Origin of the sequence: Streptomyces sp. NBC_01450, assembly GCF_036227505.1 — a bacterium.
Classification (GTDB): domain Bacteria; phylum Actinomycetota; class Actinomycetes; order Streptomycetales; family Streptomycetaceae; genus Streptomyces.
Window position 1 is genome coordinate 9,788,966 of the sequence record NZ_CP109480.1, and the last position, 15,358, is coordinate 9,804,323.

The 15,358-nt window shown below is 71.3% G+C and carries 13 protein-coding genes; 5 read left to right on the forward strand and 8 right to left on the reverse strand.

The features are described 5' to 3' along the window. Nucleotides 1-28 precede the first annotated feature (28 nt). Nucleotides 29-754, forward strand: coding sequence for a DUF2470 domain-containing protein (locus OG568_RS43685; RefSeq protein WP_329536607.1), 726 nt, complete (start codon nt 29-31; stop codon nt 752-754). Here OG568_RS43685 and OG568_RS43690 read toward each other — a convergent pair. From OG568_RS43690 to OG568_RS43700, 3 genes are all read right to left on the reverse strand, one after another. Next, on the reverse strand, nt 722-1,942 hold the full coding sequence (locus OG568_RS43690) for a lactonase family protein (RefSeq protein WP_329535559.1): 1,221 nt from the start codon (nt 1,940-1,942) through the stop codon (nt 722-724). The genes OG568_RS43685 and OG568_RS43690 overlap by 33 nt on opposite strands. Before the next feature lie 117 nt (nt 1,943-2,059). Continuing rightward, nucleotides 2,060-3,100 (reverse strand): hypothetical protein, encoded by a 1,041-nt coding sequence (locus OG568_RS43695; protein ID WP_329535560.1) that lies wholly within the window; start codon nt 3,098-3,100, stop codon nt 2,060-2,062. A 51-nt stretch (nt 3,101-3,151) separates the two neighbouring features. After that, nucleotides 3,152-4,423, reverse strand: a complete 1,272-nt coding sequence (locus OG568_RS43700) for an FUSC family protein (RefSeq protein ID WP_329535561.1) — start codon at nt 4,421-4,423, stop codon at nt 3,152-3,154. A 234-nt stretch (nt 4,424-4,657) separates the two neighbouring features. Between OG568_RS43700 and OG568_RS43705 the strand changes: the two genes are divergently transcribed. Beyond that, nucleotides 4,658-5,551 carry a DUF3626 domain-containing protein gene (locus tag OG568_RS43705; protein ID WP_329535562.1) on the forward strand — a complete coding sequence of 298 codons (894 nt, stop codon included), beginning with the start codon at nt 4,658-4,660 and terminating at the stop codon, nt 5,549-5,551. Between the two features lie 165 nt (nt 5,552-5,716). Next, nucleotides 5,717-6,700: a phosphotransferase family protein gene (locus tag OG568_RS43710; RefSeq protein WP_329535563.1), complete on the forward strand. Its 984-nt coding sequence runs from the start codon at nt 5,717-5,719 to the stop codon at nt 6,698-6,700. A gap of 79 nt (nt 6,701-6,779) precedes the next feature. On the opposite strand, the gene OG568_RS43715 is transcribed toward OG568_RS43710, so the two are convergent. Genes OG568_RS43715 through OG568_RS43730 form a run of 4 tightly spaced genes read right to left on the reverse strand, consistent with a single transcriptional unit; the run spans nt 6,780 to nt 11,386 of the window. After that, a complete protein-coding gene (locus tag OG568_RS43715) occupies nt 6,780-8,138 on the reverse strand; it encodes a GH1 family beta-glucosidase (RefSeq protein ID WP_329535564.1) in 1,359 nt (452 codons plus the stop codon). Nucleotides 8,139-8,167: 29 nt separating this feature from the next. Then, entirely contained in the window at nt 8,168-9,007 is an 840-nt protein-coding gene (locus OG568_RS43720) for a carbohydrate ABC transporter permease (protein WP_266422099.1), read from the reverse strand. A 46-nt stretch (nt 9,008-9,053) separates the two neighbouring features. Further along, nucleotides 9,054-10,055 (reverse strand): carbohydrate ABC transporter permease, encoded by a 1,002-nt coding sequence (locus OG568_RS43725; protein WP_329535565.1) that lies wholly within the window; start codon nt 10,053-10,055, stop codon nt 9,054-9,056. A gap of 14 nt (nt 10,056-10,069) precedes the next feature. Next, nucleotides 10,070-11,386 (reverse strand): ABC transporter substrate-binding protein, encoded by a 1,317-nt coding sequence (locus OG568_RS43730; protein ID WP_266579913.1) that lies wholly within the window; start codon nt 11,384-11,386, stop codon nt 10,070-10,072. Nucleotides 11,387-11,555: 169 nt separating this feature from the next. On the opposite strand from OG568_RS43730, the gene OG568_RS43735 reads away from it, so the two are divergent. Both OG568_RS43735 and OG568_RS43740 read left to right on the forward strand, forming a co-directional pair. Continuing rightward, complete coding sequence (locus OG568_RS43735) at nt 11,556-12,986, forward strand: ROK family transcriptional regulator (RefSeq protein WP_329535566.1); 1,431 nt, start codon at nt 11,556-11,558, stop codon at nt 12,984-12,986. A 341-nt stretch (nt 12,987-13,327) separates the two neighbouring features. Further along, complete coding sequence (locus OG568_RS43740) at nt 13,328-14,161, forward strand: alpha/beta fold hydrolase (RefSeq protein ID WP_329535567.1); 834 nt, start codon at nt 13,328-13,330, stop codon at nt 14,159-14,161. Between the two features lie 13 nt (nt 14,162-14,174). Here OG568_RS43740 and OG568_RS43745 read toward each other — a convergent pair whose 3' ends face one another. Then, nucleotides 14,175-15,134, reverse strand: a complete 960-nt coding sequence (locus OG568_RS43745; protein ID WP_329535568.1) for an SDR family NAD(P)-dependent oxidoreductase — start codon at nt 15,132-15,134, stop codon at nt 14,175-14,177. Between the last annotated feature and the right edge of the window lie 224 nt (nt 15,135-15,358).

Sequence of the window (15,358 nt, forward strand, 5' to 3'; positions counted from 1 at the left end):
CCTAAGGGAGGTTGGGATGGGTGACCGCATGGGTGACCGTCATGGCTGGACGGCCGCGCCCGCCGCTGCTGAGCGCGCCCGCTCGGTGCTCGCCGCGGCATGGTCCTGCGCGGTGACCGCGGAGGGCGGCAGGGAGGAGCTCGTCGGCGCGCACACCGTCACCGCGGACGGCCGCGTGCTCCTGCACGTACCGGACGGCAGCACACTGACGGCCGCGGCGGTGTGCGCGCCGCGCGGGGAGCCCTCCGCCGTCCTGGAGTTCGCGGACGTCGCGCCCGTGCCGGTGCGGGGCCGGATCCGCGCCCGGCTCTGGATGGCCGGCCGGTTCGTCCTGGCGGACGGGCACCTGGAGTTCCGGCCCTCGCGCGTCGTGCTGCGCGGGGCGTCCGGCGCGCTCGTGGTGGACCTCGACGAGTTCGCGGACGCCGTCCCCGACCCGCTCGCTACGGCCGAGGCGAGCCTGCTCACCCATCTGGCCGACGCACATCCGGACGCCGTCGAGCGACTGACCCGCCTCGTCGAGCCCGACAGCCTGCACGGCGCGGTCCGCGTCCAGCCACTCGCCGTCGACCGGCACGGACTGACACTGCGGATCGAACGGGCGCGCGGCAACGGCGACGTACGCCTGCCCTTCCACTCGCCGGCCGACGACGTCTCGCAGCTCACCGAGCGGATGCATGTACTGCTCACGCAGGCGAGCTCCGCCTCCTGCCCCCGCGCGCTACAGCGGCAGCGCACAGACGGCGACGGGTGAGGCGAACGGCTCGCCCGCGCGCCGGAGTCCACCGCTCGCGCCGTCGACGTGGAAGACACTGACCGTGCTCGAGCGCTGGTTCGCCGTGAACAGCAGCCGCTCGTCCGGTGAGAAGGCGACGTGGCGCGGGAAGTCGCCGTCGACCGGCACGGTGTCCAGGAGCCGCAACCGGGCGCCGGCCGCCTCGACCGCGTACCGCGTCAGGCTGTTGTGGCCGCGGTTGGCGAGATAGGCGTACGACCCGTTCGACGTCACCAGGATCTGCGCCGGGTAGTTCGTACCCGTGCCCGTGCCGGTGGACTGCGGGTCGCCCGGGGTGAGCCGTCCGCTCGCCGGGTCGTACGCGCAGACCACGACCGTGTTGTCGACCTCGTTCGCGAGATAGGCGAAACGGCCTGCGGGGTGGAAGGTGAGATGGCGCGGCCCCGCGCCCGGCCGGGTGTGCGCCTGGGAGACCTCGGTGAGTGTTCCCTTCGCCTGGTCCAGACGGTAGGTGTAGACCGTGTCGGTGCCCAGGTCGACGGCGAGGACATGCCCGCCGTCGGGACTGGTGAGGAACTGGTGGGCGTGTGGGCCGTCCTGGCCGGGGCCCGGTGCCGGACTGGAATGTGTGACCAGGTCGGTGCGCTCACCGAGTGCGCCCGAGGCGTCGATGGGGTGCACGGCCACGCTGCCCGAGGTGTAGTTGGCGCTCAGCAGCCAGCGTCCGCTCGGATGCACGGAGAGATGACAGGGGCCCGCGCCACCGGTGCTCCGGGTGCCCAGCACTCGGTTGTCGGCGAGCCGTACCGCCGTCACGGCGCCCTCGGGCCGCTCGTCGACCGCGTACAGCGTGTGGCCCTTCGGATGTGCGGCGAGGTACGACGGGTCGCCGATGCCGGTGAGTGTGCCGGTGGCGGTGACGGAGCCCGTCGCTGTGCCGTACGTGGCCAGGCCGATCCCCTTCCCGCCGCCCGCGACCGAGGTGTAGGTGCCGAGGAACAGCCGGCGGACGGTGGAGCGGGCCGGCGCGGGGGCCGAGGTGGTGTGGGAGCCGTCGGCGGGTGGGGCCGTGGTCGCGGGGCGGGTGCGCGGCGCGGCCGGTGCCGGAACCGTCGTCGCCGCGGCGATCCCCGCCAGCGCTCCGACGAACCGGCGCCTGCGCCAGCCGCCGCCCGTGTCCCGCGCCGGATCTGCACCACTGTTCATACCTGCACCTCGGGTGTCGGTCGACTCGGTCGTCACAGCCACCTTGGCGTGCGACACCCGAGGAGAGCAAGTGCGGCAATGGATGTTGCGTCCTGTGCAATGACTGGGTGGAGCCGCCTACCAGTCTCCGTCCTCGACCGGCTTGCCCGGCGCGTCACCCAGCTGCTTCACCTGGTGGGGCGAGGGTTCCTGCCAGGGCTCGTGGTCGTCGCCGAGCCACTCGCCGACCGGCCGCACCGAGCTCAGGGAGTCGGTGGGGGCGATGTCCTGGGCCGTGCCGTCGTAGTACTCGAACCAGGGCAGCCCGGCCCGTGTGTAGGCCGCGCGGTCGACAGGGGACGGCGGGGGAGCCTCGCCCGTGATCCGGCGCCACTCGGGAGGCGTCACAAGATGTACGAACACCCGGCCGGCGGGCTCCCTGGCCCAGGCGCCGCGCGATCGCTCGTCCCGGTAGACCTCCTGGCGCATCGAGCCTCCCACGCCGAGTCCCATGGCCGGGGCGCTCCTCGGGTGGGCCGCCGAGGCGGGCGCGGCGGCCATCGCGGCGCCGGGAGCCGGCGGCGCGGCGCCAAAGGCGGACACGCTCGTCGCCGACCGCGTCCTCACGGTCCGGCGGCGCTCCCGCTCACGCCACTTCGCGAGCTCCGCGTCGTTCAGCCGGAAGGACTGCAGCTGCACGCCGCCCCACACCTCCTCGCCGGTGACCTGGCCCTCGACCGTGGCGCCGAGCCCCAGCGGCACGGCGACGAACTGGCGGACCGTGCCCTTCCCGGAGTTGATGCCGTCGAGCCACGGCTGGCGGGGGAGCACCACATAGTTCTGCGGGTCCTGGGTGAGCAGGGGGCTCCACGGCTTGCCCGAGACCGCGCACACCTTGCCCACCCCGACCTGCAACGCGGCCGGCTCCGTCGAGCCCGCGAAGCTCAGCCACATCGCCTCGCGCAGATACACCGGCAGCATCACACCGCCGCGCGCACGCCACTCGGCGGGCACGGTGTCCTCGTGGTCCTCGACGCGGCGCAGGGGGAACTCGCCGAGCCCCGGTGGCAGTTCGTGCGTGCCCGTCTCGGGCAGGCGCAGCGTCCGCATGAACCGGATCCGCACCCCGCCCGGCAAGCGCAGGGTGTTCCCGTCGATCCGCACAGCGTCGTCGGTCATCCGCCCGCTCCCCCCGTCGTCGCCCCCGCTCCTGACGCGGAACGGCTGTCCTCAGAGAGAACGACCGGAGACGGGGGGACGGTTCCGGTCCGAGCGCGGCCGTCGCGGCCCGCGGGGCATCCGAAGGCGCCGCCGCAGCCGGAGGAGATGGTGACGGCGCTCGCGTTCTGCGCGGGTGCCGCGGTCGAGCTCCTCCAGGAGCCGCCGTGAGCGGTGCTCCGTGTCCAGCTCGTCCAGGATGCGGTTGACCTCGGTGAGGACGGCGCCGTGCAGCTGCCACTGCCGGGCGTCCCGCTGCACCTCCTCCAGCAGCAGCTGGGCCAGCTTGTCACGGGTCGCCGCGGCCGTGGACAGCTCCGCGGCGAGCCGGGCCTCCGCCGACTCGGCGTTCTGGCTGATGTCCGTGGTCACCAGGACCGCGAAACTCACCACGGCGTCGCCCACTTCCGACAGCAGCTGCTCCAGCGTCGCCCCCACCTGCGGTTCGAACAGCGGGTCGGGATCGCGCTCCTTGGCGAGGTCGGTCAAGGTGCGGGCGAGCACCCGCAGCACCACCGTGCAGATCTCCAGCGTGTCGAGGCCGGTACGCAGCACGATCCGGTGCAGCAGGCCCTCCCGTACGCGCGGATTGAGCTTGAGGCTGTCCTCGGCCTGCCGGAGCGCCGCGTCCACCTGGACGATGTCGTGGTCCAGGCGGCGCGCCTCGTGCAGCCGGGCGGTCGCGTGCTCGACGGGAGTGCGGCCCGCCGCCTCCTCACCCATGCGCAACATCAACTGGCGTACCCGCCGTGCCAGATCCCCGATGGACTCGCCGGCCGCGCCCACCCACACAGGGGGAGCGAAGAGCAGATTGCAGCCGAGTCCGACCACCGCGCCGATCAGTGTCTCCAGCACCCTGGCCCAGGCCGTGTCCCCGACCCTGGTCACGCCGAGCACCAGCATCGCGCTGATCGCCACCTCGGGCACGAACTCGCTGACCCGGACGAGATGGCCGACGGCCAGCGAGGCGAGGATGAGCAGGGCCAGACTCCACCACGTCAGACCCACGAGAACGCTGAAGGCGATGGCGACGACGACACCCGCCACCACGGAGTTCACCCGGCGGATGCCGGTGGTGAGGGTGGCGTAGAGCGTGACCTGCACGACCAGGAGCGCGGTGAGCGGGGCGGTGAGCGGCGCGGGCTCCGGACTGAGCCGCAGCGCGATCACATACGCGACGGTCGCGGCCGCGGCCGACCGCACCGACTGGACGACCACGGGTTCCTGGTGCCACTTCCGCAACTGTGCACCTGCCATGGCCCACGCACCACGTACGTCTCGCATCCTTGGCCTTTTCCCTTTTCGCAGGCGTACCGAACGTGCCGATCGAGGACCGTAACTGTCCGCAAGGGAGCCTAGTTTGTTCTCGTCGGTCGGAAGGCGTCCAGGGGGGACCAGGAGTGAGCGGTCTCGCGGGCCTCGAACAAACGAGTTGCGGACGTCCCGTCCGGCCAGTGATCTTTAGGGATACCCCGGTGGGGGCGAGGACGTGAGGAGACAGGGCGGGGGAGGGGTCCGGTGGATCTCGGGGACGGTCGCACACCTCAGGAGCGGGCGCTGCGCCATGTCGCGGCTCGATCCCGCGGCCCGGCGGTGGATCCGGCGCTGCGCATCACCCTGAACTTCCACCCCGACCGGCTGGTGGGCGGGCTCCCGATCCTGGAGGCACTGGCCCGGGACGGCACGTACGTCTCGCAGTTCGTCACCGGCACGAGCAACGGCGGGCTCACCGCGCGCCCCGGCGGCGACCGCTGGCGCTGGGAGAGCCGGATCTTCGGCGCGGCGTACGACGCCGAACCCGCGCGCGAGCGCCCCGTGTACGGCGGACTGAACTTCCGGCGCCAGGTCGTCGGCGCGGCGCCCCGCTTCGGCTCCTCGCACTTGCGACTGACCGGTGCGGCGCTGCGGCGGACCACCTTCTGCTACCCCGACAGCGCGGCCGAGCCGTCCGCGTTCGGAGTCGCCGCCGGGATGTCACTGATCGAACTGGCCGAGGCGGACGAACAGGACGCGCTCAACGACTACATCGAGGCACAGGTGCACGGACCTGTCGACCTGGCCGGTGACACGGAGGCCCTGGTCCTGGACGCGAGCTACCGGGGCACGGCCGTCGAGGCGGCGGCTCGCCGGCTCCTGTGCCCCGTGGAGTGGCACCCCGGGTACCGGCTCCCGGTCGAGGAACTGCGCCGCCACCCGGACTTCCGCGGTCCCGAGTCCGTCGCGCTCGGCGCCCGCATCGCCGAGGACGGCCGGCTCGACCCCCGGATCATCGGGGACGCCGCCCGCACCGGCCGCCACGAACTGCAGGACCTGAAGATGGTGTGGCACTGCCTCGCGCGCTTCGGCGCCCCTCAGGGGGCGGTCGCCGCCGTGGGCGGCCACACTCCCCGAGTCAGTACGTCCAGCGCGTAGGCGCGTGCGACCAGTTCCGCGAGGCCTTCCGTACGCTGTACCAGGACCGTACGCCCGACGCGGACGAGGCGACCGCCGAGAGGTGGCTGAACGAGCTGATCGCGACCGGGCGTTACGTGGAGGACGTGTACGCGGCCGGGTGACCGAAAGGGCGGGGTGGAGCGTATGGCGGAGGACTCCTGGGAGCGGGCGCGGCGGGTTCTCGCGGCGGCCGGACTGTCGCCGGACCGCCTCGCCCGCTGCCGCCCGCTCGACGGTGGCACGTACAACACCGTCGAGGAACTCCTCCTCACCGACGGCACCCGCCAGGTGCTGAAGGTCCCGCCCCCGGAGACCGCCCCGGGCCTGCGCCATGAGCGCGAACTCCTGGTCTCCGAGGCGGAGTTCTACCGTTCGGCCGCCACCGTCGACGTACCGGCGCCGCGCGTCGTGGCCATGGGGGGCCGGCACCTCCTCATGACGGCCTGCCCGGGCCAGTCGTGGGACGGCACGCTCACTCCTGACGAACAGACCGCTCTCCGTGCGGAGTTGGGCGGTCTCGTGGCCCGGCTCCACCAGGTCACCGGCCCCGGGTTCGGCTACCCGTCCGGGGCCCTCGGCCCGCTCGCCCCCGACTGGCGCACCGCCTTCACCACCATGTACGACGCCGTCCTGGACGACGCCCGCCGCTATCGGGCCTGGCTGCCCCGGCCCGTGGAGGAGGTGGCCCGCACCGCGAAGGCGGCGTACGACTCCCTGGACGAGGTCACCACCCCCCGCCTGGTCCACTTCGACCTGTGGCGGGGCAACATCCTCGTGGACCGCTCGGACGGTACACCCCGGATCGGCGGCCTCATCGACGGCGAGCGCATGTTCTGGGGCGACCCCCTGGGGGACTTCGTCTCCCTCGCCCTCCTCGGTGACATCGAACAGGACACCGCCTTCCTGACCGGCTATCAGAACGCGGGAGGCAACGCGGACTTCGGCGCCGCGGCCCGCCAACGCCTCGCCCTCTACCGCAGTTACCTCTACCTGATCATGCTCATCGAGACCGTGCCCCGCGCCGTGGACGACGACCAGGTCGCCTGGGTCCGCGAGGCGGTGGCTCCGCAGCTCGTGGCGGCCCTGGAGGACATCGGCCGGCGTGGAGCCGGCCGGTCGAACGGATGACCTCGCACCCTAGCCTTCGGCTGGACGCGGGCTCCGGTCGAGGGAACACCCGCGTCCAGCGCGAAGGCCGGGACGTATGTCAGGCCGCGTTGCGCCTGCGCTCCCCGTGGGCCCGGATGATGTCCGCGTACCGGTGCCCGCTGCCCTTCACCGTGCGCCGCTGGGTCTCGTAGTCGACGTGCACGAGGCCGAAACGCTTGTCGTAGCCGTAGGCCCACTCGAAGTTGTCGAGCAGCGACCAGGCGAAGTATCCGGCGAGGGGAACGCCCTTCGCGGCCGCCGCGGCACAGGCGGCGAGGTGCTGCTCCAGGTACCGCGTGCGCTCGGGGTCGTCGACGGTGCCGTCGGGGCGGACGACGTCGGGATAGGCCGAGCCGTTCTCGGTGACGTACAGCTTACGGGCGCCGTAGTCGTCGGTGAGGCGGAGCAGCAGGCGCTCGATTCCGGAGGCGTCGACCTCCCAGTCCATGCCGGTGCGGGGGACACCGAGGCGGCGCACCGTGCGCACGCGCGGCGCGGGTCCTGAGGGGTCGTCGGCGACGGTGGACGGGAAGTAGTAGTTGAGGCCCAGCCAGTCCAGGGGCTGCGCGATGGTCTCCAAGTCGCCCGGAAGCTCCGGGAGTTCGACGCCGTAGACCTCACGCATGTCCGCCGGGAACCCGCGGCCGTGCACCGGGTCCAGCCACCAGCGGTTGGTGTGCCCGTCCAGCCGGCGAGCCGCCGCGACGTCCTCGGGACGGTCGGTGGCGGCCTCGACGCTGGAGAGGTTGTTGACGATGCCCACCTGTGCGTCCGGCGCTGCCGCCCGGATGGCCTGCACGGCCAGGCCATGGCCCAGGAGCAGGTGGTACGAGGCGCGGACCGCGACCGTCAGATCGGCGAGGCCGGGGGCCATCAGGCCCTCAAGGTGGCCGATCCAGGCCGAGCACAGCGGCTCGTTGAGCGTCGTCCAGTGCTGGACGCGGTCACCCAGACGTTCCGCGACGACCGAAGCGTACGAGGCGAAGTGGTGTGCCGTGTCGCGCACCGGCCACCCGCCCCGGTCCTGGAGCACCTGCGGCAGGTCCCAGTGGTAGAGGGTGACGGAGGGGGTGATGCCCGCCTCCAGCAGGGCGTCGATCAACTGGTCGTAGAAGTCCAGCCCCTTGGCGTTGACCGGGCCGTCGCCGCCCGGCACCACCCGGGGCCATGCGATGGACAACCGGTAGGCGTTCGTCCCCAGTTGACGCATGAGCGCGATGTCCTCGCGCCACCGGTGGTAGTGGTCGCAGGCGATGTCCCCGTAGTCACCGTTGTCGATCTTGCCGGGCGTGTGCGAGAACGTGTCCCAGATGGACGGGGAGCGGCCGTCCTCGGCGACGGCTCCCTCGATCTGGTAGGCCGACGTGGCCGTGCCCCACAGGAAGTCCTCGGGGAGTGCGGCAAGGTCGATGGTCACGGAAGTCCCTTCAGGGGAAGAGGAGTCGGTCACTTGACGGCTCCTGCCGTCAGGCCGGCGACGAGGTAGCGCTGGAGCAGCAGGAACCCGGCGACCACCGGGACGCTCACCACGAGCGAGGCGGCCATGATCTGGTTCCAGTACACGTTGTTGAGCGTGGAGTAGCCCTGGAGCCCGACGGCGAGCGTGCGCGTGGTCTCGTTGGTCATCACCGACGCGAACAGCACCTCGCCCCAGGCGGTCATGAAGGCGTAGACGGCGACGGCGACGATGCCCGGGATCGCGGCGGGCACGACCACCCGAAACAGCGCGCCGAGCGGCCCGCAGCCGTCCACCAGCGCCGCCTCGTCCAGATCGCGCGGCACCGAGTCGAAGTACCCGATCAGCATCCAGATCGAGAACGGCAGGGAGAAGGTGAGATAGGTGAGGATCAGGCCCCCGCGCGAGCCGAACAGCGCGATGCCCGTGGTGTTGCCGATGTTGACGTAGAGAAGGAAGAGCGGGAGGAGGAAGAGGATGCCGGGGAACATCTGCGTCGACAGCACGGTCACCGTGAAGACGCGCTTGCCGCGGAAGCTGTAGCGGCTCACCGCGTACGCCGCGAAGACCGCGATCACCACCGAGCAGACCGTCGCCGCGCCCGCCACGATCAGCGAGTTGACGAAGTACCTCGCCAGCGGGACCGTCGACCAGATGTCGATGTACGGGCGGATCGTCAGACCGCTCGGCAGCCAGCGGAACTTCCCCGACACGTCCGCGAGCGGCTTCAGGGAGCTGGAGACCATGACATAGACGGGAACCAGCACGAAGCCGGTGAGCAGGGTGAGGAAGATCCGCCGGGACCAGAGGAAGGACCGCGGGGGAGCCATCGGCGAGCGCGGCGCCTTCGAGGCGCCGGACGCCGCCTGTGCGGTGCTAGACATCGGCCGTCTTCCTTCCTCGGGAGGTCAGCAGCAGGTAGACGCCCGTCACGACGAGCAGGAAGAGCAGCAGCAGGACCGACATGGCCGATCCGGTGCCGAAGTTCCAGGTGACGAACGACGCCTGGTAGATGTGGACCGAGATGAGGTCCGCGGCCTCCGGAGCGGTCCTGCCGAACAGGACGTACGGCGTGTTGAAGTCGTTGAACGTCCACAGGAACAGGACCAGCACCAGTACCTGGTTGACCGGGCGCAGTGACGGCAGGGTGATGCGGCGCAGCCGCTGCCACAGACCGGCACCGTCGAGGGCTGCCGCCTCGTACAGCTCCCCGGGGATGTTCTGCAGGCCGGCCATGACGATGAGGAAGGCGAACGGCCAGCCCTTCCACACCGACACGGTGAGCAGGGCGTAGAAGCTGTTGTCGCCGATGAGCCAGAAGGACGGCTTGTCGGTGAGGTGCAGCTGGTCGTGCAGGACGTGGTTCACCAGGCCGTTGTCGTGCTGGAACATGAACACCCAGGTGATGACCGCCGCGTACACGGGCAGTGCGTACGGGACGAGGAAGAGCGCCCGCAGCAGACCGCGGCCGCGGAAGGTGTCCTGCATGTAGATCGCGGCCGCCGTGCCGATCAGCCAGCACAGGCCCACCGACAGCAGGGTGAAGCCGACGGTCACGAGGAACGAGTGCAGCAGCGCCTTGCCGACGGGCGCGCTGAAGTCCATCGACACCTTGTAGTTGTCGAAGCCGGACCAGGGCGCGGTGCCCCAGTCACGGATGTAGAACTGGGTGAGCTGCTTGAAGCTCATGAAGATGCCGATCACCATCGGCACCAGGTGGACCAGGAGTTCGAGAAGCAGGGCGGGCAGGAGCAACAGATAGGGCAGTCCGATGCGCCGGATCCGCCCGGAGCGGCGCGGCCCGCGCGCCGCACCGGGGGAGTCCTTGCGCACCGTCCGTTCGCCGGAGTCGGCGGAGGCGGCGGTCGTGGTGGTCATGAGGGTGTCCGCGCTCACTTCGCCGGCATCTGCTGCTGGGCCTTCTCGAGCTCCGCCTTCACCGACTCCGTGGTCACCGCGCGTCCGGCGGCCGCGTCCGCGAACAGCTCCTTGACGGCCGTACCGACCGCCGTCTCGAACTGGGACTCGTCGGCGACCTGGGGAAGCGCGACGGCGCTCTGGGCCAGGGTGTCCTTGAGGATCGCGTTCGCCGGGGTGTTGAAGGTGGCGTCCGTCTGGGACGTCTTCACCGGCGGGATCGTGCTGTACGCGGTGTTGAGGATCTTCTGCTCGGCGTCGCTCGTCATGAACTTCACGAACTTGGTGGCGCCGTCGAGGTTGTGGGTGTTCTTGAACACGGCCAGGTTGATGCCCGCGACCATCGAGTTGACGTTGGTGCCGGTTCCCGGGGCGCCGGACTGCACGGGGACGGGGGCGATGCCGTACGCGTCGTCACTCATGCCCTGTGACTTGAGGTTGGAGGACGCCGACTGCCACAGCAGCATCGCGGTCTTGCCCTTGGCGAAGTCGCTCACGGACTGGTTCTGGGCGTATTCGGCGTTGCCGGGCGCGATGATCTTGTCCTTGGCCATCAGGTCGACGTACTGCTTGACCGCCGCGACCGTGCCGTCCGAGGTGAAGTCCGGCTTGCCGTCCGCGGTGAAGAAGTCGGCGCCGTGCTGCTTGGCGAAGACGAAGGTGTGGTGGATGTTCTCCGAGGGGTTCGAACCTTCGGCTCCCAGGCCCCACTTGCCGTCCTTGGACAGCTTCTTGCCGTCGGCGATCAGCTCGTCCCAGGTGGCCGGCGGCTTCGCGAGCCCCGCGTCGGCGAACAACTTCTTGTTGTAGTAGAGCGCGTACGCCATCGAGTACAGCGGGACCGCGGCCGGGTCCTTGCCCTGCGCGCCCGTCGAGCCGAGCGCCGAGTCGACGAAGCGGTCCTTGCCGCCGATCTTGGCGAAGTTGCTCGCGTTCCACGGCAGCAGTGCGCCGGTGGCCTGCAGCGAGGCGCTCCAGGTGTTGCCTATGTTCAGGACGTCGGGGCCCTGACCCGACGTGGTCGCGGTGAGAATCCGGTTCAGCAGGTCCGACCAGGGGACGACCTCCACCTTGACCTTGATCCCGGTCTGCTTCTCGAACTTGTCGAGTTCGGGCTGGAGGACCTTCTTGTCGACCTCGATGCTGGCGCCCTGGTTGGAGGCCCAGTAGGTGAGCGTCTTCGGCGAGTCGTTGGACCCGCCGCCCGTCGACGAGCCGCCACCACAGGCGGTCACGGCGGTCAGCAGGGAGACGGTGACCGCACCGGCGGCCGCGGCTCGGATTCTGCGCATGGCTGCGTATGTCCCTTTCCCGGAGGGAGAGCCACGAAGGGCGCCCGCGTTCACTTCCTGAACGACCCTCATGGCTTAATTTAGGACGTGAGTTAAGACCCGGAAGAAAGTCGCGTCAAGGGATCGCGCAGGGGTATCTTGCAGGTCGGGCGGGCCGGAAGGGATTCACATGGCGGTGCGGAACGGGCGGACAGTGCGTGACCTGCGACGCGGCAATCGCACCGCCGTCCTGCAACGGTTGTATTTCGACGGCCCCATGAGCCGCTTCGAGCTGGGCCCGGCCACCGGCCTGAGTTCCGGTTCCGTCAGCAACGTGGTCGCGGAACTCGTCGCGGACGGTCTGGTCGAGGAGGCCGGAAGCGTCGACTCCGACGGCGGCCGCCCGCGTACGCTGCTGCGGGTCGTACCCGACAGCGGCCACATGATCGGCGTCGACGTGGGCGAGACCCGCGTCCGCGTGGAACTCTTCGACCTCACCCTCACCGAACTCGCCCGCACGGAACGGCCGCTGGAGCGGCAGGGATACGGGAGCGACCCGGCGCCGGAGAGGGAGGGACCGTCCGAGGGGGAGGGCGCAGCCGCGGCCGACCGGCCGACGGGGCGACCGGGTGGCGAGCTCGCCCCGGCTCCGGGCGGCGGACCGTCGTCGAAGCGCCGGGAATACGACGTGGACGTCATCGTCGGACACATCCGGGACGGCATCGCCGAGGTACTGGCCGAGGCGGGCATCGCCCCCGAGCGGCTGCTCGGCGTCGGTATCGGCGTCCCGGGAATCGTCGCCCGTACGCCGGAGGAGGGTGCGGTGGTGCACGGTCAGACGATCGGCTGGGACGCCGTCCCGCTGGAGTCCCTGCTCCGCTCGTCCTGCCGACTCCCCGACACCGTCCCGTACTTCGCGGACAACGGCGCCCGGACCCTGGGTCAGGCCGAGATGTGGTTCGGCGCCGGACGCGGCGCCCGCAACGCGGTCGTCGTCCTCTTCGGCTCGGGCGTCGGCGCCTGCCTGGTCACCGAGGACGTGGAGCACGGCCGCTCGGTGGAGTGGGGCCACCTGACGGTACGGGTCAGGGGACGCCGCTGCCGGTGCGGAGCCCTCGGCTGTCTGGAGGCCTACGCGGGCGCGGAGGCGCTTCTCGACCGCTGGCGTGAGGAGGGCGGACGCCCGCCGGAGGGTACCGACGAGGAGACCGCGCTCACCGCGATGCTCACCGCGGCGTATCCGACCGAGGAGGGTACCGAGCCCGATCCCGTGGCGCTCGCCGTCCTGGAGGAGACCGCCGAGTACCTGGGCGCGGGCCTGTCCGACCTGATCAACCTCTTCCAGCCCGAGCGCATCCTCATCGGCGGCTGGGCGGGCCTCCAGCTCGGCACCCGCTTTCTGCCCGCCGTCCGCCGGCACGCGGCCTCGTACGCCCTGCGCTACCCGGCCGAGCGCGTCTCCATCGACCTCGGGCGCCTCGGTCCGGACGCCGTGACGGTCGGCGCCGCGATCCTGCCGCTCGCCGACTTCTTCGCGCGGGGCGGCCGACGCGCCGAGCCGGTGAGCGAGGGCCCCTCCCCGGCCTGGCGCACCGCGCTGGAGGAGCGCGCCCCGCACTGATCGACAGGGCACCGCACGGATCCGGAGACACGGGGTTTCGGCGATCGTCTCCCGCGTGGAGTGCGCTACCGGCAGGGCAGGGCAGGGCAGGGCAGGGCAGCGCAGGGCGGGCACGGCGCTGCGTGCCGCCCGGATTCTCACGGTGGGTGGCGCTCTCACGGGAGCCCTCCTCGCCGGCCGTCACCGGGGCGCCGCCGCACTGTCCGGTGCGGAGGGAACAGGAAGGGATCGGGGTGGCGAGCGGTCGGCATGACCTCGGGGGTAATCGACCCGCCCCCGGCCCTCCGGAACCATGAAGGACGTACCCACTCGTCCCGCCACCGGATTCCGGGAGGTTTCCCATGCCGTACTTCGAGAGCCCCGTCGATGGCACCCGGCTGCACTTCGTCGACTACGGTCCCGCCACCGGGCAGGTGATCGTGTTCGTCAACAGCGCCTACTTCGGTACGGAGATGTGGGAGTACCAGATGCTGCCGCTCGCCGCGGAGGGCTACCGCTGCGTCGGCTTCGACCGGCGCGGCCACGGCCGGTCCGACGACGTGTGGGGCGGGTTCGACCTCGACAGCCTGGCCGACGACGTCGACGGGCTGCTGCGCCACCTCGACCTGTCCGACGTGACCCTGGTCGGGCACTCCGTGGGGACCGCCGAAGTCGTGCGTTGTCTGACGCGGCACGGCGTCGAGCGGGTGGCGCGGGTGGCACTGGTCGCGGGCATGGCGCCCGGGGCCGTCCGGTCCGCGGACCATCCGGGCGGCATCGACCCCGGCGTCGTCGAGGCCGGCAACCAGGTCTTCCGCCGTGACCGGGCCGCCTTCTTCGCGGACGGGGCCCGCTCGTTCTTCGCCCTCGACCTCCCCGGGAACGAACTCTCCCCGGCCTATGTGCAGTCCATGATCAACCGCTGCCACGGCGCCACCGCGCGCGGCGGGGCGGCGCTGGGAGACCTCGCGGCCACCCTGAACGTCGCCCCCGACCTGGCCAAGCTCGACCTGCCCGCGCTGGTCGTCCACGGCACCCACGACACCTCGGCGCCGCTGGACCTGACCGGCCGCCGGTCGGCCGAACTGCTGGCCGACAGCACGCTCAAGGTCTACGAGAACGCGGGCCACGGCCTCTTCGCCACCCACGCGGAACGTCTCCTCGCGGATCTGCGGGAGTTCATGACCCGCGCGTGACGCCCCGGGCGCGTCACGCGAACGCGTTCACCCCGGTCAGCTCCGCCGACAGCGCCCACAGTCGCGCGGCCTGCTCGGGGTCGATCGCGTAGTCGCGTACGCCGGTCCGCTCGCCGTCCGCCGGAGCGACCTCGGCGATGTCGCAGTCCTCGCAGTACACCCCGCCCAGGCCGGCCAGCTGGGGTGAGGTCGCGGCCCACACCTGGGTCGCCGCACCCTCCTGGGGCGACTTGAAGCCGGACGGGTTCAGCGGGTTGCCGTCCTCGTCGATCCAGCCGCGCTCCACCATCTCCTCCTTGGCCAGGTGGCGCTGCAGCGGGGTGAGGATGCCGCCGGGGTGGAGGGCGAAGGCCCGAACGCCGGAGTCCCGGCCGAGCCGGTCGAGGTGGACGGCGAACAGGACGTTCGCGGTCTTCGCCTGTCCGTACGCCTCCCACTTGTCGTAGCCGGTGCGCCAGTGCACGTCGTCCCAGCGGATCCCCGAGTTGTGGTGAGCGCCCGAGGAGACGGAGACGATTCGCGCGCCGCCCGGCTCGATCGCGGGCCACAGACGGTTCACGAGCGCGAAGTGGCCGAGGTGGTTGGTCGCGAACTGGGCCTCCCAGCCCGGACCGACGCGGGTCTCCGGGCAGGCCATGATCCCGGCGTTGTCGATGACGATGTCGATGGTGCGGCCGGAGGCGAGGAAGCGTTCGGCGAAGGCGCGGACGCTGTCGAGGTCGCCGAGGTCGAGCTCGTCCACCTCGACCCCCTCGATGCCCTCCACCGCCTCCCGGGCCACGTCCGGGCGGCGCGCCGGGACGACGACGTGGGCGCCCGCCTTGGTGAGCGCGCGGGTGGTCTCCAGGCCGAGCCCCGAGTACCCGCCGGTGACGAGGGCGAGCTTCCCGGTCAGGTCGATGCCCTGGAGGACGTCGTCGGCGGTGCTGTGGGCGCCGAACCCCGAGCCGATCTTGTGCTGTGCAGTGGTCATGCTCCGACGCTACGGATTGGAGAGCACTCGAAGTCAAGCGGAGGCCGCTGCTCACGGCGGGGGACGGGCGTGGCCAGGGGCATGAAAAGGCCCCGACCGGATGGGGGAATCTCGGTCGGGGCCGTCTGTGGTGGGCACGGATGGCGGTCGCCTCTGGGCGAAAGGCTCCACAGGGCTTCAGCCGAACGATCGTCCCTGTGGGCGAAAGGTGAGGCCCGAGGACA